The sequence below is a fragment of the Corallococcus sp. AB045 genome (assembly GCF_003668895.1).
GTDB lineage: Bacteria > Myxococcota > Myxococcia > Myxococcales > Myxococcaceae > Corallococcus > Corallococcus coralloides.
In genome coordinates, this window is record NZ_RAWN01000005.1 from 75,443 (window position 1) to 94,101 (window position 18,659).

At 70.3% G+C, this 18,659-nt stretch carries 14 protein-coding genes; 5 read left to right on the forward strand and 9 right to left on the reverse strand.

Annotated elements, in window-relative coordinates; all coding sequences use genetic code 11:
- Nucleotides 1-40: 40 nt before the first annotated feature.
- From uvrC to cysS, 4 genes are all read right to left on the reverse strand, one after another.
- Nucleotides 41-1,981 (reverse strand): excinuclease ABC subunit UvrC, encoded by a 1,941-nt coding sequence (gene uvrC / locus D7Y21_RS02240; RefSeq protein ID WP_120566448.1) that lies wholly within the window; start codon nucleotides 1,979-1,981, stop codon nucleotides 41-43.
- A 10-nt stretch (nucleotides 1,982-1,991) separates the two neighbouring features.
- The gene (uvrB, locus tag D7Y21_RS02245) at nucleotides 1,992-4,157 is read right to left on the reverse strand and encodes an excinuclease ABC subunit UvrB (protein ID WP_199735342.1); all 2,166 of its coding nucleotides are present in this window, start codon (nucleotides 4,155-4,157) and stop codon (nucleotides 1,992-1,994) included.
- 79 nt (nucleotides 4,158-4,236) lie between these two features.
- Nucleotides 4,237-5,913 carry a M28 family metallopeptidase gene (locus D7Y21_RS02250; RefSeq protein WP_121710914.1) on the reverse strand — a complete coding sequence of 559 codons (1,677 nt, stop codon included), beginning with the start codon at nucleotides 5,911-5,913 and terminating at the stop codon, nucleotides 4,237-4,239.
- 47 nt (nucleotides 5,914-5,960) lie between these two features.
- Nucleotides 5,961-7,430, reverse strand: a complete 1,470-nt coding sequence (cysS, locus tag D7Y21_RS02255; protein ID WP_121710916.1) for a cysteine--tRNA ligase — start codon at nucleotides 7,428-7,430, stop codon at nucleotides 5,961-5,963.
- Nucleotides 7,431-7,558: 128 nt separating this feature from the next.
- Here cysS and D7Y21_RS02260 point away from each other — a divergent pair, with 128 nt between their 5' ends.
- Entirely contained in the window at nucleotides 7,559-9,040 is a 1,482-nt protein-coding gene (locus tag D7Y21_RS02260) for an FHA domain-containing protein (protein ID WP_121710918.1), read from the forward strand.
- A gap of 417 nt (nucleotides 9,041-9,457) precedes the next feature.
- Here the strand turns inward: D7Y21_RS02260 and D7Y21_RS02265 are convergent, their stop codons facing one another.
- Nucleotides 9,458-9,952, reverse strand: a complete 495-nt coding sequence (locus D7Y21_RS02265; RefSeq protein WP_014398206.1) for a CarD family transcriptional regulator — start codon at nucleotides 9,950-9,952, stop codon at nucleotides 9,458-9,460.
- Nucleotides 9,953-10,290: 338 nt separating this feature from the next.
- Between D7Y21_RS02265 and D7Y21_RS02270 the strand changes: the two genes are divergently transcribed.
- Together D7Y21_RS02270 and D7Y21_RS02275 are read left to right on the forward strand one after the other, a co-directional pair.
- Nucleotides 10,291-12,603, forward strand: a complete 2,313-nt coding sequence (locus D7Y21_RS02270; protein ID WP_233611919.1) for a DNA internalization-related competence protein ComEC/Rec2 — start codon at nucleotides 10,291-10,293, stop codon at nucleotides 12,601-12,603.
- Nucleotides 12,603-12,863 (forward strand): hypothetical protein, encoded by a 261-nt coding sequence (locus tag D7Y21_RS02275; RefSeq protein WP_120566442.1) that lies wholly within the window; start codon nucleotides 12,603-12,605, stop codon nucleotides 12,861-12,863. The genes D7Y21_RS02270 and D7Y21_RS02275 overlap by 1 nt, the downstream gene beginning before the upstream one ends.
- A gap of 9 nt (nucleotides 12,864-12,872) precedes the next feature.
- Here the strand turns inward: D7Y21_RS02275 and D7Y21_RS02280 are convergent, their stop codons facing one another.
- Nucleotides 12,873-14,078: a carbohydrate-binding family 9-like protein gene (locus D7Y21_RS02280; RefSeq protein WP_121710923.1), complete on the reverse strand. Its 1,206-nt coding sequence runs from the start codon at nucleotides 14,076-14,078 to the stop codon at nucleotides 12,873-12,875.
- Nucleotides 14,079-14,263: 185 nt separating this feature from the next.
- Here D7Y21_RS02280 and D7Y21_RS02285 point away from each other — a divergent pair, with 185 nt between their 5' ends.
- Both D7Y21_RS02285 and D7Y21_RS02290 read left to right on the forward strand, forming a co-directional pair.
- Nucleotides 14,264-14,899 carry an outer membrane beta-barrel protein gene (locus D7Y21_RS02285; protein WP_120566440.1) on the forward strand — a complete coding sequence of 212 codons (636 nt, stop codon included), beginning with the start codon at nucleotides 14,264-14,266 and terminating at the stop codon, nucleotides 14,897-14,899.
- 128 nt (nucleotides 14,900-15,027) lie between these two features.
- Nucleotides 15,028-15,864 carry an FHA domain-containing protein gene (locus tag D7Y21_RS02290; protein WP_121710935.1) on the forward strand — a complete coding sequence of 279 codons (837 nt, stop codon included), beginning with the start codon at nucleotides 15,028-15,030 and terminating at the stop codon, nucleotides 15,862-15,864.
- Between the two features lie 13 nt (nucleotides 15,865-15,877).
- On the opposite strand, the gene D7Y21_RS02295 is transcribed toward D7Y21_RS02290, so the two are convergent.
- From D7Y21_RS02295 to D7Y21_RS02305, 3 genes are all read right to left on the reverse strand, one after another.
- Nucleotides 15,878-16,318, reverse strand: a complete 441-nt coding sequence (locus D7Y21_RS02295) for a PH domain-containing protein (RefSeq protein ID WP_120566439.1) — start codon at nucleotides 16,316-16,318, stop codon at nucleotides 15,878-15,880.
- Between the two features lie 64 nt (nucleotides 16,319-16,382).
- On the reverse strand, nucleotides 16,383-17,288 hold the full coding sequence (locus D7Y21_RS02300) for a lipopolysaccharide assembly protein LapB (RefSeq protein ID WP_121710924.1): 906 nt from the start codon (nucleotides 17,286-17,288) through the stop codon (nucleotides 16,383-16,385).
- Between the two features lie 56 nt (nucleotides 17,289-17,344).
- Nucleotides 17,345-18,655 (reverse strand): adenylosuccinate synthase, encoded by a 1,311-nt coding sequence (locus D7Y21_RS02305; RefSeq protein ID WP_120566437.1) that lies wholly within the window; start codon nucleotides 18,653-18,655, stop codon nucleotides 17,345-17,347.
- Between the last annotated feature and the right edge of the window lie 4 nt (nucleotides 18,656-18,659).

Genomic DNA, 18,659 nt, shown 5'->3' on the forward strand with positions numbered 1-18,659 from the left:
TCCAGCGGCCAGTCCCCCCGGCGTCCGAAGCGGAACTTAATCATGCCGCACCGGGTGGCGACCCTCCATCCGCTTTTTCGTGCACGGGTTCGGAGGCGTCATCCAGGGACGCCTCTCGCACGGGGTCCTCGGTGTCGTCCTCGGGGTCGCCATGCAGACCCGCGTGGACGCGCTCGGCCATCGCCGGGCCCACGACCTCGGTCAGCTCCTCGATGCTGGCCTCGCCCACCCGCTTGAGAGAACCGAAGTGGCGCAGCAACATCTTCCGCCGGCCCTCTCCCACGCCGGGAATGTCCTCCAGCGCGGAACGCAAGGAACTCTTGCGCATGGATTTGCCCTGGAAGGTGATGGCGAAGCGGTGCGCTTCGTCCCGCATGCGCGTGAGCATGAACATTTCCGCTGAATTCTGCGGCAGGACGATGGGATCCTTGCGACCCAGGACGAAGACGCGCTCGGGGCTCTTCGCGCTCTCCGCATCGCGGTCGAAGACCTCCTGATCGCGGCTCTTGGCCAGGCCCACCACGTCCACGCCCTCCACGCCCAGGTCCTTCATGGCCGCGTGCGCGCTGGCGAGCTGACCCTTGCCACCGTCGATGACGAGCAGATCCGGCAGGTCCCCATCCTCCAGGCCGCGCTTGAGCCTGCGGGTGATGACCTCGTACATGCTGGCGAAGTCGTCCTGCTTCTCCACCGATTTGATCTTGTATTTGCGGTAGCGCGACTTGTCCGTCTCCCCATCCGTCACGGCCACCTGTGACGCCACGATGGAGGAGCTCTGGAAGTGGGAGATGTCGAAGCACTCCATGCGGCGCGGGAAGTTGCGCAGGCCCAGCTTGGACTGGAGCCGTGACAGGACCGTGTCGGTTTCGTCCTTGGTGCGCTTTCTCTCCACGAACGCCTGCTCCGCGTTCTTCACCGCCATGTTCACCAGCTCATGCTTCTCCCCGCGCTTGGGGACGAAGACACGCACGCGCTCGCCCTTGCGCTCCGTGAGCAGGGCCTCCAGGCCGTCGGTGCCGTCACCGGGCTCCAGGGGCAGCAGGACCTCCTCGGGCACGAAGCCACCCTGGTCGTAGTAGAGGTTCACGAACGAGGCGAGCAGCTCGTCGTCCGGGAACTCCTGGCTGCCAAAGGGGAAGGCCTGGCCGCCATTGAGCCGGCCCTGCCGCACGTGCAGCACGTAGAACAGGATGCGGTCGCCCTCGCGGAACAGCGCGAACACGTCCTGGTCCTTGAAGTCCGTGGTGGCCACCTTCTGGCGCTCCAGGCTGCGCTCGATGGCGAGCAGCTGGTCGCGCACCCGCGCGGCCTCCTCGAACTTCAGCTCCATGGACGCGCGCTTCATCCGCGCGCGCAGTCCTTCGATGAGCTGCCCCGCCTTGCCCTCCAGGAACATGGCCACCTCGTCCACGCTCTTGCGGTACTCCTCCGGGGGAACCGGATGGACGCAGGGGGCCGGGCACCGTCCGATTTGGTACAGCAGGCACGGCCGCTTGCGGTTGGCGAGCACGTGGTCCGTGCAGGTGCGCAGGCGGAAGAAGCGGTTGATGAGCCGCAGCGTTTCGCGGATGGCGCCCGCGCTGGAGTACGGGCCGAAGTAGCGCGCGCCGTCCTTCTCGTACTTGCGCACCACCTCCAGCCGGGGGAACGACTGGGTGCGGTCCAGACGCAGGGAGATGAACTGCTTGTCGTCCTTGAGCAGGACGTTGAAGCGCGGCTTGTGCTTCTTGATCAGCTCGTTTTCAAGAAGGAGCGCCTCCTTCTCGTTGTGGACGAGCACCGTCTCCAGGTCGCCCAGCATCGTGTCCAGCAGGGACACGAAGACGCGGGTGTCTCCGGAGCGGTTGAAGTAGCTGCGCACGCGGCTGCGCAGGTTGATGGCCTTGCCCACGTAGATGATGGTCCCGCGCTTGTCCTTCATCAGGTACACGCCGGGCTCGGTGGGCAGCGCGTCCAGCTTCTCCTGCAGCCGGATGTCCATGGGGGCCTCGCTAGTTCTTGCGTGACCGCGAACGGGCCGCGGGCTTGGACGCCCCAGACGCGCCTGATGAACCGCCACCCGACGCGGAGGGACGGCCGCGTCCCCGCCCCTTCTTCGGCGTGGTGCCGGGCTGGTCCACCGCCTTGGGCGGCGCGCGCAAGAGCGAACGCGAGGCCGGCTTGAGCCCCAGGTCCATGTCCTTGAGCAGCTGGACGCGGTCGCGGAACTCGGCGGCCTTCTCGAATTGCATCTCGTCCGCGGCCTTGAGCATGTCGGCGCTGAACTCAGTGATGAGGCGCTTGATCTCCTTGGGCTCCAGGAGGTCGTTTTCCCCTTCCGCCGCCATGGGCAGCGCGCCCGCGCCCGCGTCGTAGTCCGGGATGTTCTCCGTGAAGTCGGTGATGTTGCTCTTCACCGACCGCGGAGTGATGCCGTGCTCCAGGTTGTACGCGCGCTGGATGTCGCGGCGGCGCGTCGTTTCCTCGATGGCGCGCTTCATGGAGTCGGTCATCTGATCCGAATACATGATGACGCGCCCGTTCACGTTGCGCGCCGCGCGGCCAATGGTCTGGATGAGCGACACGTGGCTGCGCAGGAAGCCTTCCTTGTCCGCGTCCAGGATGGCCACGAGCGACACCTCCGGGATGTCCAGGCCCTCACGCAGGAGGTTGATGCCCACGAGCACGTCGAACTCGCCCCGGCGCAGGTCGCGGATGATGGCCATGCGCTGGATGGCGTCGATGTCCGAGTGGAGGTAGCGGACCTTCACGCCCACGTCGCTGTAGTACTCGGTGAGGTCCTCCGCCATGCGCTTGGTGAGCGTGGTCACCAGCACGCGCTCGTTGCGCGACACGCGCACGCGGACCTCTTCCAGCAGGTCGTCCACCTGGTTGCCCGCGGGGCGCGTCTCCACCTCCGGGTCGGTGAGGCCGGTGGGGCGGATGATCTGCTCCACCACCACGCCCTTGGACTTCTGCAGCTCGTACTCGGCGGGGGTCGCGGAGACAAAGACGGCCTGGGGGACCATCTCCTCGAACTCCACGAACTTCAGCGGCCGGTTGTCCAGGGCGCTGGGCATGCGGAAGCCGAAGTTGACCAGCGTCTCCTTGCGGGCGCGGTCGCCACGGTACATGGCGCCAATCTGGGACACCGTCTGGTGGCTCTCGTCGATGAGGACCAGCAGGTCGCGCGGGAAGTAGTCGATGAGGCACGGGGCCGATTCACCCGGCGCGCGCCCGGTGAAGTGGCGCGAGTAGTTCTCGATGCCGTTGCAGTAGCCGACCTGTTCGATCATCTCCAGGTCGAACATGGTGCGCTGCTCCAGCCGCTGCGCCTCCAGCAGCTTGCCCTCCGCCTTGAACTTCTGGAGCTGTTCGGACAGCTCCTCGCGGATGGTGCGCATGGCGTTCTGGCGCGCGTCGGCTCCGGCGACGTAGTGGCTGGCGGGGAAGATGACGATCTTCTCCAGCTGGCCCAGCGTCTGGCCGCGCAGCGGGTCGAACTCGGTGATGCGCTCCACCTCGTCGCCGAAGAAGCTGACGCGCACGGCGCGCTCTTCCTCGTAGGCGGGGAACACCTCCACGGTGTCGCCGCGGGCGCGGAAGGTGCCTCGGTGGAAGTCCAGGTCGTTGCGCTCGTACTGGGCTTCCACCAGCTTGCGCATGAAGCCGTCGCGGCCCATGTCCTCGCCCACGGCGGCGCGGATGGCCAGGTCCACGTAGCTGCGCGCGGCGCCCAGGCCGTAGATGCAGGACACGCTGGCCACGATGATGACGTCGTTGCGGGTGCGCAGGCTGTGCGTCGCCGAGTGGCGCATCCGTTCGATGTTGTCGTTGATGGACGAGTCCTTCTCGATGAAGGTGTCCGTCGACGGGACGTAGGCCTCGGGCTGGTAGTAGTCGTAGTACGAGACGAAGTACTCGACGGCGTTGCTCGGGAAGAGCGCCTTGAACTCGCCGTACAGCTGCGCCGCCAGCGTCTTGTTGTGCGCGATGACCAGCGCGGGGCGCTTCACGTTGGCGATGAGGTTCGCCATCGTGAACGTCTTGCCCGAGCCGGTGACGCCCAGGAGGGTCTGGTAGCGGTCGCCGCGAAGCAGGCCCTCGGTCAGCTCCCCGATGGCCCTTGGCTGGTCGCCCTGCGGCTTGTGCTCACTGACGAGTTCGAAGTCCGGCATAGAGGACAGATCTAACATCCCCGCTGCCTGTGTACTGAACCTTCGTGCACGTCCGTCCGACAAAGGACGGGGCGCCCGCCTACCTCGCGGCCGGGGACTTCAGTGCCTCCAGGGACTTCAGGCGAGCGGCCTCGAACTCGTCCCCCTTGTTCCACACGGGCATCTCCGGGGCCTTCGCCACCTGGGCGCCCACCAGGAAGAACAGCCGGGTGTCCTCCACTGCGCCGGACAGGTCCCACTCCGGGCGGACCTCGTCGGAGGGCTGGTGGTAGTGCTTCGCCTCCCACTGGCCGCGCTGCTGCTTGCCCCAGCCCTCCGGCCGGCCGATGAAGTCCATGCCGCTGCCGAAGTAGGCGGCGGGAATGCCCTGCCGCGCGAAGTTGAATTGATCCGAGCGGTAGAAGAACCCGCGGTCGGAGAGCTGATCCGCCTTCACCGTGCGGCCCTGCGTCTTCGCCATCGCGGTGACGAAGGTGTCCAGCGAGGACTTGCCCAGGCCGATGACGGTGATGTCGCGCGTGCGGCCCAGCACGTTGCCGCCGTCCACGTTGATGTTCGCGGCGATGCGGCCCGGGGGCACCGGCGGATGCGCCGCGAGGTACGCGGAGCCCAGGAGGCCGTACTCCTCCGCTGCCACCGCGGCGAAGAGGATGGAGCGGCGCGGAGGCGTGGGCAGCGCGGTGAAGGCGCGGGCCACGGACAACATCGAGGCCACGCCGGCCGCGTTGTCCAGCGCGCCGTTGTAGATGACGTCCTCGCCGGGCTTGCCGTCGTCCTTCTTGCCCAGGTGATCATGGTGCGCGCTGTAGAGCACCACTTCCTTCGCCAGCGTGGGGTCGCTGCCGGGCAGCAGGCCCAGCACGTTCGCGGTGGGCCGGCGGCGCACCTCGTTGGAGAGGCGCAGGGACAGCGTCACGCCCAGCGGCACCGGGCGGAAGTCGCGCTTCTGGGCGGCGGCGCGCAGCGCGTCCAGGTCCTGCCCCGCGAGCTTCATCACCTGCTTCGTGGCGTCCTCGGTCGTCCACGCCTTCACCTGGAGGCGGGGCGCGTCGCCCGCGGGCAGCTCGAACTGCTCGCCGGTCCACGACGTGCGCACCACCTGCCACGGGTAGCCCGCGCTGGGCGTGGTGTGGATGATGATGGCGCCCGCCGCGCCCGTCTTCGCCGCCTGCTCGTATTTGTAGTCCCAGCGGCCGTACCAGAGGCGCGCCTTGCCTCCGAAGAGGCGCGGGTCGTCCTCCGGATCATTGTTGAGGATGACCAGCGTCTTGCCCTTCAGGTCCGCGCCCTTGAAGTCGTCCCACTGGTACTCCGGCGCGACGATGCCGTAGCCCACGAACACCAGCTCGGAAGCGTCCAGCTTCGCCTCCGGCGCCTGCACGCCGGACACGGCGATGAAGTCCTCACGAGGCTGGAGCTCCACGCGGCCCGCCTTCGCCTGGAAGGTCATGGTGCCGGGGCGGCTGTGGATGCCCATCAGGTCGAAGCGCTGGAGGTAGCTGCCATCCTCCGCGCCCGGCTTGAGGCCCAGACCTTCGAACTGCGTGGCGATGTACTCCTGCGCCAGCGCGTCGCCGCGCGTGCCGGGGCCTCGGCCCTCCAGCAGGTCGCTCGCGAGAAAGCGCACGTGCGCGCGCAGGAGGTCCGCGGTGATGGCCTGTTCGGCCGTCTTCTCCTGCGGCGTGACGGTGGGCGTGCCCGCCGCGAGAACGGACGCCGAGCACAGCGAGACGAACAGCGCTGGGAGGAGCCTCATGGGCCTGAGTGCGTAGCATGGCCGCACGGGCGCCCCCCAGCGGGTTTTCAGGAGGCCGGTGCCGCCACCTTCCAGGAGGTGCCGGCAGGCGTGTCCATGATGTCCACGCCCAGGACCTTGAGGGCCCCGCGCACCTCGTCCGCCTTCGCGAAGTCCTTCGCGGCGCGCGCGGCGGTCCGCTCGGCGAGCAGCCGCTCCACCTCCGCCACGTCGATGCCGCGCTCACGGACCGCGCGCTCACGGCGGCGCAGCAGCCACGCGCCCGGGTCGTCCTCGAAGAGGCCCAGGACGCGGGACGTCTCACGCACCTGCTCGCGCAGCGCCTGGAGCGTGCGGCCCACCAGCGGCTTGTCCTTCACGGGCGGCTTGTCGGTGAGCTCGTTCATGAAGCCGAAGAGCCCGGACAGCGCGCCCAGCGCGCTCGCGGTGTTGAAGTCGTCGTCCATGGCGGACTCGAACTCCGTGAGGAAGCGCGCCGGGTCGCCGTGCAGCGGGCCCTTGCCGAAGTCCTTGCCCGCCACGCGCTCGTCCACCTTGCGCAGCGTTTCGTAGAAGTACTCCATGCGCCCTTCCGCGTCCTGGAGCGCCTTCTCCCCGAAGTTGAGCGGGTGGCGGTAGTGCGTGGAGAGGAAGAAGAAGCGCAGGGCCTCCGCGTCCACCTTGGCGAGCGCGTCGCGCAGGCGCACCACGTTGCCCAGCGACTTGGACATCTTCGCGCCTTCCAGGTCCAGGAAGCCGCAGTGCATCCAGTACTTCGCCATCGTCTGGCCGGTGGCGGACTCGCTCTGGGCGATCTCGTTCTCGTGGTGGGGGAAGATGAGGTCCAACGCCCCGCCGTGGATGTCGAACGTGCGGCCCAGGAACTTCTCGCTCATCGCGGAGCACTCGATGTGCCAGCCCGGACGGCCCTTGCCCCAGGGGCTGTCCCACGACGGCTCACCGGGCTTCGCCGCCTTCCACAGCGCGAAGTCCAGCGGCTGGCGCTTGAGGTCGCCGGGATGCACGCGCTCGCCCTGGCACAGGTCGTCCAGGTTGCGCTTGGACAGCTTCGCGTAGTCGTCGTCCTTGTCGACGGCGAAGTACACGTCGCCCTTGGCCTCGTAGGCGAAGCCCTTGTCCACGAGCGTCTGGATGATGGCGACGATCTCCGGGATGGTCTCGCTCACGCGCGGGGACACGTCCGGTTCGCGCAGGTGCAGCGCGCGGGCGTCCTCGCGGAAGGCCTCCACGAAGCGCGAGGCCAGGTCCACGGGCGCCTCGCCCGTCTCGTGCGCGGCCTTGATGATCTTGTCGTCGACGTCCGTGTAGTTGCGCACGTACGTCACCTTGAAGCCCCGGTAGCGCAGATAGCGGACCACCACGTCGAACGACGTGAAGGTGCGCGCGTTCCCGATATGAATGTAGCTGTAGACCGTGGGCCCACAGACGTAGACCTTCACTTCGCCGGGCACGAGCGGCTCCAGCGGCTCCTTCTGCATGGACATCGTGTTGAAGAGCCGGATGGATGGGGGGGCCACGGTGGAGGGTCCTCCTTTGGGAACAGGGTGGGCGCGGCACTTGCGCAACGCGATACACACTCTAGGATCCCGGGTCCCACACAGGCCAGCACTTGGCGTTGGAAGCGTCGGATAGGGAGAATCGCCGCATGGCTCCGCCGAATCCGAAGCGTCCGCCGCGCCCTCCCCGCCCTCCAGGGCAGCAGGCGTCGTCGGATGACCCGTCGGAGGAGCTCCCGTTCGACGACGACGAGGTGGCGCCCCTGCAGGCGGATGATCCGCGCCCGCAGCGCGTGCCCCAGTATCCGGCGGGCCCTCGGAAGGTGAAGCGGCGGGGGCCGGGCGAGCGCAGCCGGTCCGACCGGGAGCTGACGCCCCGGTATGACTGGGCGAAGGAGTACTCGGATCCGGGCCTGACGCCCGCGTTCGTCTACGTGGAGCGGGGGCCGGGCGCCGGGCAGCTCGTGCCGCTGCGACAGGGTTCCATCACGCTGGGGCGGTCCTCCACGTCGGACCTGCGGCTCCAGCATGCGTCCATCAGCCGGCGCCATGCGCAGCTGACCCGGCGGGGCAATGTCTTCACGGTGCGCGACCTGGGCAGCCAGAACGGCACGTTCGTCAACCGCCTGCGCATCAAGGGCGAGGTGGAGATCAAGCCCGGGGACGAGCTGAGCCTGGGCAACGCGACCTTGAGGCTGCGCGGTTCCGGGGCCGGGCCGACGGAGAGCCGGACGGCGCTGGATCCGCTGCGGCCTCGCACGGCGAAGCGTCGGCTGAATGGGGTCGCCGTGGCGGTGGCCGCGGCGGTCGTGGGCTCCGCGGCCGCGGCGTTGATCAGCGTGGTGGCCGTGCGCATGGGGGACCGGACTCCCGCGCGGGCTCCAGCCGAAGGTGCGCCCGCCAGGGACCCTGGACCTCCGGTGGTGCCCGTAAAGGAGGCCCAGGAGACCGAGGCGGCGGCGCCCGCGAAGGAGGCCACCGTTGTCGAGGTGGAAGCGCCCGAGAAGGGTTCGAACCACGGGAGTCCGGGAGCGGCGAAGGTCCTCAGCGCTTCGGACATCGCGCGAAGGAGCCAGTCGGGCCAGGTGCCTCCGAGCACCGGGGCAACGGCGAAGGACGCCGCGGCAGGTGAACCCCATCCAGGCGCTTCGAGTGTGGGGCAGGTCGTTGCCGCGTCCGGACGCAAGGCGCTTCCCTCGACCGAGCCGTCAGGGGCTCCGGACGAGCGCCAGCGCGCGGACATCCTCGCTCGCTACGAATCCGGTGACGTGGCCGGGGCGTTGGCCCAGGCGAAGCGCGCGAGCCTCACGCCCCTGGTGCAGCAGCTCACCCGGTTCCAGACCGCTGAATCCGCGGCCCGGACCGCCCTGGCACAGCAGGACCGTCCCCGGGCGCTCGATGCGCTCAGCGCCGCCGTTCGGGCGGACCAGGAGCTGTCCCAGGGCTGGAGCCGACAGGGCGTCAGCCTCCGCCGCCAGCTCGCCGGGCTCTACGTGCGCACGGGGCAGGATGCCGTCCGCGCCCAGCGCTTCTCGGACGCCCGCGCGGCCTTCACCACGGCCCTTCAGTACGACGCCGACAACGCAGAGGCCCGCACGCAGCTGGCAGCGCTCGAAGCGCGGGCGCCCTGAATCCGCATGGCTTCGGGCCCGCCGAGGCGCCCCCCTCCCGGCGCGGTTTTCCAAAACCTGTCCGACAGTCGGACAGGTTTCCGCGGCTCAGCTACGGGAGGGGCTCCTGGTCACGTCCATCCAAGCCGGCCCGATTGTCGGACAGGTTTCCGCGTCCCAGCTTGAGCGGAGGCGCTCAGCCTCTTTTCCATGAGCTGTCCGACTGTCGGACAGGTTTCCGCGGCTCAGCTGGGACAGAGGGGCCAGACCTTGGCTGGCCAACCCGGTCCGACTGTCGGACAGGTTCGTGCCGTGCTCCGCTGACGGGGAGGCCCATGGGGCCCGGGCTCCAGAAACACGACGCCCCGGATTCCATCGAGGGAACCCGGGGCGAGGGGTGCGAACGCGGCGGCCTGGGGCCGCGCGTCACGCGGGGACTCAGGCGAGGTTGAAGATCTTCTTCAGGTCGGACTCGACCTCTTCCTCGGAGCAGTCCTTGGCCAGCGACAGTTCCTTGATCAGCAGGGAGCGCGCCGTGTCCAGCATCTTGCGCTCTCCGAACGACAGGTCCTTGTCGCCCTTGAGCAGGTACAGGTCGCGGAGCACCTCGGCGATTTCGAAGACGGAGCCCGTCTTGATCTTCTCCATGTACTCGCGGTACCGGCGGTTCCACGTGGTGGAGTCGACGGAGATGTCCTTCTCGCGGAGGATGGAATAGACCTGCTTGACGTCCTCTTCGCTGATGATCTCCCGGAGGCCGACCGAACCGACCTTGTTGATCGGGATCATGATCCGCATCCCGTTCTCCAGGATGCGCAGCACGTAGAACGACTGGCGCTGCCCGGCGACCTCGGTGTGCTCGATGCCCATCACCTCACCGACGCCCTGGCCCGGATAAACCGCCTTGTCACCAGTCTTGAAGCTGGTCTGCACTAACTGCCTCCTTGGAGAAAGCTTCGACCCCGGCCTTCACGCCCGCCACTACTACCACAAACCACATCCACGGGCAACGAAATCGCCTTGACCACCCGATGACAGCCGCACTACGGTGTCCGGTTTTGTGTGCGGTGTCGCTCGGTGTGTGAGCGCCGCGAGACGGACGGGGCGGTGGGTGGGGGTGGGTGTTGGTTCGTTATTCGTGGCGCGACCTGGGTACGCGTCCGTTGTTCTTTCCAGCGCTGAGCCTCTTGCTCGGCGCCCTCTGGGCAACCGGAACAGAGAGCTTCGCCGGGGTATTTCTCCTCTGCGCGCTTTGCCTGGGTGGCTTGGGCATGGCGCTCGGCCCGTTGCCTGGAGCACACCTCGCGGTGCTTGGCGCGCTGGCCCTGACGGGCGCGGGGCTTTCCGCCCTGGAGGCGCGGGTCGACGTCCCTCCCTCCTTGAAGGAAGGCGGCAGCGCGGTCCTTGAAGGCGAGTTGGAGCGCGTGGAGCGCTTCGATGGCGCCGTGAGACTGCGGCTCGCGGTGGCCCGTGCAGGGCTGATTCCCGAGCCTCCGGCGGCAGCTCGATTCCGCGTCAGCCTTTCGGGGCGGGGGGATGGTCTGGAATTGCACCCCGGACAGCGCGTGCGGGTGGAAGCGCGGCTCCTGCCGGATGCGCCTCCTTCGAATCCGGGCGAGCGGGACTTCTCGTCGGCGCGGCGGCGGCAGGGCGTGGCCTTCACGGGCGGCTTCGTTCCGGGGCGCGTGCTGGCGCTCTCCCCTGCCCCCTCCTGGCGGCTCGCGCTGGAGGACGTGCGCGGGCGGCTGACGACGGCGGTGCATGGGGTCGCGCCCTCGGCGGACGCGGCGGCGCTGTTCCTCACGCTGGCCGCCGGGCAGCGCGCGGACCTGGACGCCTCCTGGGAGGATGCGTTCTCACGGGCGGGGCTCGCGCATGTGCTCAGCGTCAGCGGGCTGCACGTGGCGGCGCTCGCGCTGATGACGCTCGCGCTGCTCAGGCGAGGGCTCGTGCGGCTGGGTGGACGCTGGCGGACTCTGGAGGCACGGCGGTGGGCGGCTCCGGCGGCGGTGCCCTTCGTCTGGGCCTATGTGCTCTTCACGGGGAACCAGGCGCCCGCGGTGCGCTCGGCGGTGATGGCCACGGCGGTGCTGCTGGGCCTGTCGCTGTGGCGGCGCGCGGATGGGCTGAACGGCCTGTCGCTGGCGGCGCTGGTGCTTGTGGCCTGGACGCCCTCCAGTGTCGTGGACCTGTCCCTCCGGCTGTCGTTCCTCGCGGTGCTGGGGCTGGTGCTGCTGTCACCCGCGCTGCGCGAGGCCCTTCCCCTGGATCGGCCGGCCCCTTCCGAGCCCCGGCTGCTGAAGCGGTGGGCCGCCCAGGCGCGTGAGACCGTGGCGCAGACGTTGTGCGCGAGCGGCGCGGCGACGCTCGTGGGGCTGCCCGTGGTCGCGGCGGCGTTCGGCCGGGTGAGCCTGGCGGGGCTCGTGTCCAACATCGTCGCCCTGCCCCTGTGCGGACTGCTCACCGGGCTCGCGGCGGGCGGCGCGGCCCTCTTCGTCGTGGCGCCGGTCGTGGCGACGCCGGTGCTGTGGGCGGGCGCCTGGGCGTCGGAGCTCCTCCTCGTGCTGACGCGGGGCTTCGCGGCCGTGCCCTTCGCGGCGGTGGAGGTGCCGGGCCTGGGGCCGTGGCTTGGCGGCGCGTACGCGGTGGGGCTGGGCGCATGGGCGCTGGGTTCGGGGCGCTGGCGCTGGCTGGGCCTGCTCGTTCCGGGGGCCGTGCTGGGTGCACTGCTGCTGCCCGTGCTCGCTCCGGAGCCCGCGCTGCGGATCACCTTCCTCTCCGTGGGCCAGGGGGACGCGGTGGTGCTGCGCTCCCGGGGACACCACGCGTTGGTGGACGCGGGCGGCGTTCCGGAGGGCGCGGATACCGGGGAGCGGTTCGTCCTGCCCTTCCTCAAGGCCGAGGGCGTGTCGAGGCTGGACCTCGCGGTGCTCTCCCATCCGCATCCGGACCATGCGCTCGGGCTCGTGTCGACGCTGGCGCAGGTGCCGACCGAACGCCTGTGGCTGTCCGCGGGGAGCGCGGAGGGGCCGCTGTCCCGGCGGATCATCTCGGCCGCGAAGGGCGCCACGGTGGAGGAGGTGGAGGTGGGGCATCCCGCGTTCGTCCTGGGTGAGGCGACGTTGGAGGTGCTGGGGCCCCCCGTGGACCGGGAGCTGATGGAGGGCGCGAACGACCGGAGCGTGGTGCTGCGCGTGCGCCATGGCGACGTCACCGTGCTGCTGGCGGGCGACGTGGAGGCGGACGGCGAGGCCGCGCTCGAGGAGGCGCTGGGCCCGGTGACGGTATTGAAGGTGCCGCACCATGGCTCGCGCACGTCGTCCACCGCGCCGCTCCTGGAGCGCACCCGTCCGCGTCACGCGGTGTTCTGCGTGGGCCGGCGCAACCGCTATGGGTTCCCCCATCCGGAGGTGGAGGCGCGCTACCGGGCCCTGGGCACCGAGTGCTGGCGCACCGACCGGGATGGGGCCATCACCCTGGAGAGCGACGGCGAGGACGTCCGGCTGGTGTCCTTCCTGCCGCGCGTGGATTCCGCGCCGCCCCCCGTTGCCGGGAGTGGGAGGCAGGCCCAGCTTGAACGGTGATGATCTCCGACGACCTGGATCTCCGGCAGCTCACCGCCCAACTCAAGGCCCGCCTGGGCCCTGGCGAGCCCGTGGGCTACCTGCGCGGCAAGTCCCTCATGCGCGACATGCTGCTCGACATGAGGGACAACCGGTTCTCCGAACTGGAGGCCGAGGAGCTCGTCGACACGCTGGAGTCCCGGGGCTTCGTGCGCTTCCTGGGCGACCCGGCGGAGCGCTCCGTGGCGGACGCACCGTGGGACATCTCGCCCCACGCGTGACGCGCCGGCCTACTGGAAGACGAGCCAGCCGAAGCGCGGCAGCGCGTGGAAGTCGCCGATGAAGAGAGGCGAGAAGGCCTGGCCTTCCACCTGCCGACGGTCGTGGTGCTCCAACCGGTAGAGGTTGAAGCGCCAGCGCTCACCGGGCTGGGGCGGAATGTGCGGCACCTCCGCGAGCCGGTTGAACGGGATGGCCATCTCCACCGTCCAGCCCTCGTCGCGGTCGGACGCGTCGTCCAGCGTGCCGCGCACCTTCACCGCCGTCTTCATGCCTGAGTCCCAGGAGCGGTCCATGCCCTGGCGCCGCGCGGGGAAGTACGCGTCGAAGATGACGTTGTGGGGCGACACCTGCAGCTCGTTGTACGTGCGCCCGTCCGCGTTGGCGTCGAGGAACACCTCCACGACCTCCTGCTCGTAGATGGAGTCGTCGCGGTTGCGCATGGTGCCCCAGATGTCCGGGTCCTCCACGTCGAAGGCCACGTACAGGTTCGCGTCGTCGTAGACGAGGCGCGCCTGGGTGCGCAGCCGCACGGGCCGGCCGTCGAAGCTGCCCGCGAGCGTCACCGGCTTCGCGCCCTTCCAGGCCTCGTCGTCCAGCGCGCCGTCGACCACCGGCGCCTTCTTCACGCGCGTGACGGTGTACTCCGGCAGCGCGGGAGGCTCACCGCCCAGGAGCGGACCGCGCATCCGGTTGCCCCCCAGCTGCATGCGCGGATCATCCACCGCGAGCCGCTCGTCGTCCCTCCAGAAGCCCAACACGAGCCGTGCGGGCGTGGCGGGCATGGCGACGGTGTGCACGTCCTCCAGCACCCGGCCCACGGGCCAGGTCTCCAGCGGCGCGGCGCCGTCCTGGAACTCGTGATCCGCGTTGGCCAGCATCTGGCCGCTCTCCGGCTCCACCACGTGCGCGAAGAAGTGGAAGCCCTGGGGTGGCGGGCGCACGGCCTGGAAGTAGTGCGCGATGCGCACCGGCTGCCCCGGCGTGGCCTTCTCCGGCGTCACGCGCGCGCCCAGGTAGACGATGGCGCCTCCGGCGAACGTGGCGCCGCTGCGGAAGGTGAGCCCCTCCGGGGCCGCGTCGAGCGTCCGCAGCGTCGTGGGCGCGGGCAGCTTGGGCGTGCGGTGAGCGGGGCCCGCCTGTTCATCGCGGCAGGCGCCACCCATGAACAGGACGGAGGACAGCAACGGGGCGAGGGCAAGGGAGCGGAGGCGCATCGAAGGAGCGGAGTCTACCCTTCCCGTCTTCTGGGAAGCGTCCTTCCTCGGGTGGGGCAGCGCGCTTCCTGTGCCTGGGCAACCCGTCCGCAAGGGAGGGCGGCCGAGCCGGCAGGCCCCCGAGGCCCGGTTGGCATGGACGAAAGTCCACCCCACTTTTCGGTCCAACACAGGGAGGGGACCACATGAGCAAGGGATTGTTGGCTGGCGCGGCGGCGGTGGCGGTGTTGGCGGCGGGCTCCGCGCAGGCGGCTTCGACGGAGCTGCGCAGGTCCGCGGACATGCGCGGCCTGACGTTCCTCGTGGGCGGCGGTGTGGAGGGTTACACCAGCGGCCTGCGCGACCAGATTGATCCAGGCCTGGGCTACGGCGTCACGGTGGCCATCAAGCCGACGAACGTGCTGGGCCTGGAGCTGGCCTACACGGGCGCCATCAGCAACTTCAACGACAGCCGCGTGCTGGCGACGGACACCAGCGGACCGGACATCGTGCGCAACGGCGCGCAGGCGGCGGTGACGCTGGGCCTGACGGCCACGCCGATCCAGCCGTACGTCATGGGCGGCCTGGGCCTGAGCCGCTACAACGTGCGCGCAGCGGCCCTGGGTTTCCAGGACGACACGGTGGGCCACGTGCCGGTGGGCGCGGGCCTGCGCCTGCACATCGGCAGCTTCACCGCGGACGCGCGCGTGAACTACAACTTCCTGTTCGACCAGGAGTTCGCGCTCACCGTGCCGCCGTCCGACGTGGACCTGGGCGGCGACGAGACGTTCAGCAGCGGCGGCCGCTACGTGGGCACCATCAACCTGGGCGCCACCTTCTAGCCAGAAGCGATGGCCACCGCCGTCCCGGCCTCCGGACATGGGGGGCCGGGGCTGGATGGGGCCTGGGGGCAACCTCGCGAAAACGCGACGTCCGGTGGCAGGCGTGAGGCTTGCTGCCGGGCGTCCGCATGCGCTTCGAATTCGAGCACCTGGGCACCCCCACCCCGTTCGAGCTGACCGAGGGCCACCACCTCCTGGGCGGCGGCCCCGACGACCATGTCCACCTGGAGGGCCTTCCTCCGGGGCTATTGACCCTGCGCATCGACTCCGGGCGGCTCATGGTGGAGGCGGTGCGCAGCTTCACCGTGAACGCGGTGCGCGTGCTGCCCGGCGTTTCGCGCCTGGTGGTGCCCGGCGAGGTGCTGGGCCTTCCGGACGGCATGTGCCTGCGCGTGCTCGCCGAGCCGAGCGCCCCCGGGCGCGGCGTGGGCACCGTCGCGGTGCTCAAGGGCCTGCTCACGGACGCGGACGCCCCGCCGTCCCGCGCCGCCTCCCTCACCTGCCTCACCGGACTGGACGTGGGCCGCTGTCACGCGCTCGCGGAGGCGCGCACGGACATCGGCAGGGGCGACGGCGCGGCCCTGAGGCTGCGCGACCGGGCCGTGTCGCGGATGCACGCGCGGATCCGCCGCGAGGACCCGGGCTTCTTGCTGGAGGACCTGGGGACGCCCAACGGCGTGTTCCTCAACGGCGTGCGGCTGGAGGCCCCAGCGCCCCTGGCGGACGGGGACGTCGTGGAGCTGGGGCGCTCGCTGCTCCGCTTCCAGGCGGCGTTCGATGAGGCCTCTGGAGAGACGCGGCCCGTGCCCCGTCCGGTGGCCGCCGTGGAGGAGCCCGCGGATGCAGCAACGCCGCGGCCTCCCGAACGAGGGCCACGGCGCCTGGAGGGATGGATCATCGCCGGGGCCGTCGCGCTGGCCCTGGGTGCGCTGCTCGTCACCTCCCTGGTGGCGGCGACCGGCTGAAGCAGCGCGCGCCCTACGCCGGCAGGGGCGAGAGGCCCGCGCGCTCCACCAGGAGCCGGGCCAGGTGCCGGTGGTGACGGAAGAAGCTGGTGAAGTGCACGAAGCCCTGGCTGCCCCGGATGGCGTAGACCGTCACCGGCCCGGGGAGGACGTCCAGCTTGCGGATGTCCGCGAAGGAGAAGCGCCGGGTGCGCACCATGCCCCGGCAGGTGATGCCCCTCGAGTCCACTTCAATGCGGGTGCGGCCGTAGTAGGTGACGGCCACCCCGAAGAAGATGACGAAGAAGGCCGCGGACAGGAACGTCTGCAGCGGCACCCCGTCGAAGTGGAACAGCCAGGCGAAGATGCCCAGCCATAACAGGCCTGCCGCAGCCATCACGGCGGCGAGCACCCTGCGCGGGCGAAAGATTTGGTGCGGCTGCTTCCCCTCCACCGTCCGATCGCGTCCGTCCATGCCCTATAAAATAGTGGGCCGGACAGTCCCTCGGACCATGCCCGTCTGCTCTCCAGGCAGACGGTCAGCGCAGGCGCTCGGCCTTCTGGCGGGACTCCTCTTTCAGCTCGGGCCGCACGTCGGCGGCGGTGGAGCGCGCGTAGCGCTCGTAGAGCTCACGGGCCTCCAGGTTGCGGCCCAGCGCGCGGTACGCCTCCGCGAGTCCGTACAGCGGCGAGGCCGCGTCCGGCTCCAGCTTCAGCGCGAACTGGTAGTCCGCCGCGGCCTCCGCGTAGCGCCGCAGCCCGATGTTGGCGCTGCCCCGCGCGATGTACGCAACGGTCAGGAGCGGCTCCTGCTGCAGGGCCTGCGTCAGCGTCTGGAGCGCGGGCGCGTAGGCGCGCTGGCTGATGTGCTGGACGCCCTGCTCATAGGCGCGGCGCGCCTGGGCCCGCGTCGTGTCCGCCACGGGGCCCGAGCCGGGCGGCTGCCCCACGGCCTGCGGCGACGCTCCGAGCTCGCCCTGCTTCACGCGCGCCCGGGTGATGTTGTCCTGCGCGCTCTGACGGATGGCGGCGTCCTGGGTGAGGCGCGACGCGGCCTCCCACTCCTCGATGGCGCGCGCGTAGTAGCCGAGCACCGCCAGCGCGTTGCCCAGCTTGAAGCGCGCCTCCACGTGATCCGGCGCCGCGTGCTCGGCGTCGAGGAAGGCGAAGGCCGCTTCGCGGTAGCGGCGCTCGCGCATCAGCGCGTCCCCGTCGCGGATCCGCGTGGCCGCCAGCACGGCCTGCGACGTGCGCTGGGGCTGGGGCTCCAGCGGACCGGGAGGCGTGTCGGTGGCCGGGCCCGGTGCGCGCGCGGCCGGGGCGGCGGGCTTCGCCTCGGGGGCCGGGGGCTGGGCGCTTGAGCCCTGGGCCCAGGCCGGCACCGCCAACGTGCCAAGCCACACCACCGCCGAGACCCCGAGCTGGAACCTGCGCGTGCGAACCATGTCCCTCTCCCGTCCTGGCCCCCGGCGGGCCAGGACCACTGCGGCCTGCGTCCTTCCTAGCTGCGGAAGGGGTTCTGCAGGAGCACCGTCTCGCCACGGTCGGCGCCCACGGAGACGCACACCACGGGCACGCCGCTGACCTCTTCCACGCGGCGCACGTAGCGCTTGGCGGCTTCCGGCAGTTCGTCGAAGGTGCGCACGCCGGCGATCTTCTCGTCCCAGCCGGGCAGCGACTCGTAGATGGGCTTCACGCGCGCCAGGTCCTCGTAGTCACCGGGCAGCTCGGTGACACGCTGGCCGTCCAGCTCGTACGCGTTGCAGATGCTGAGCGTCTTGATGCCGCTGAGCACGTCCAGCTTGGTGAGCGCCAGGCCCCACAGGCCGTTGACGCGCACCGCGTAGCGCAGCACCACGCCGTCCAGCCAGCCGCAGCGGCGCGGGCGGCCCGTGGTGGCGCCGAACTCGTCGCCCACCTTGCGCAGCCGGTCTCCCAGCTCGTCGCTCAGCTCCGTGGGGAACGGGCCTCCGCCGACGCGCGTGGTGTACGCCTTGCTGATGCCCATCACCTTGTCGATGGCCGTGGGGCCCAGGCCCGAGCCCACCGCGGCGTTGCCCGCCACGCAGTTGGAGCTGGTGACGAACGGATAGGTGCCGTGGTCCACGTCCAGGAGCGTGCCCTGCGCGCCCTCGAAGAGGATGCGGGCGCCGCGGCGGACCTGCTCGGAGAGGAAGAGGGACACGTCGTGCACGTAGGGGCGCAGCCGCTCGCCCAGGGCGGAGAACTCCGCCAGCACCTGCGGCGTCTCCAGGCGCGGCACGTCCACGCCCGCCTGGGCGCAGAGGTCCTTCAGCTCCTCCAGCGCGGCGGGCAGGCGCTCGTCGATGCGGCGGCGCAGGCGCTCCGGGTGGAGCAGGTCGCGCACGCGGATGCCCCGGCGGGCCACCTTGTCCTCGTAGGCCGGACCGATGCCCCGCCCCGTGGTGCCGATGGCGCTGCCACCGCGCGCCTTCTCACGGAAGCTGTCCAGCAGCTTGTGCCACGGGAAGATGACGTGGGCGTTGTCGGAGATGAGCAGCTGCGCGTCATCCTTGAGGAAGCCGCGCGGCTTGAGCGCGTCGATCTCTCCGACGAGGACGGCGGGATCCACCACCACCCCGTTGCCAATGACACACGTCTTGCCCGGGTGAAGGATGCCGGACGGAATCAGGTGCAGGACGGTCTTCTGCCCACCCACCACCAGCGTGTGGCCCGCGTTGTTGCCGCCCTGGAAACGGACGACCACCTGGGCGTGCTCGGTGAGAAGGTCGACGACCTTGCCCTTCCCCTCATCTCCCCACTGCGCTCCGATGACGACGACGTTCGGCATGGTG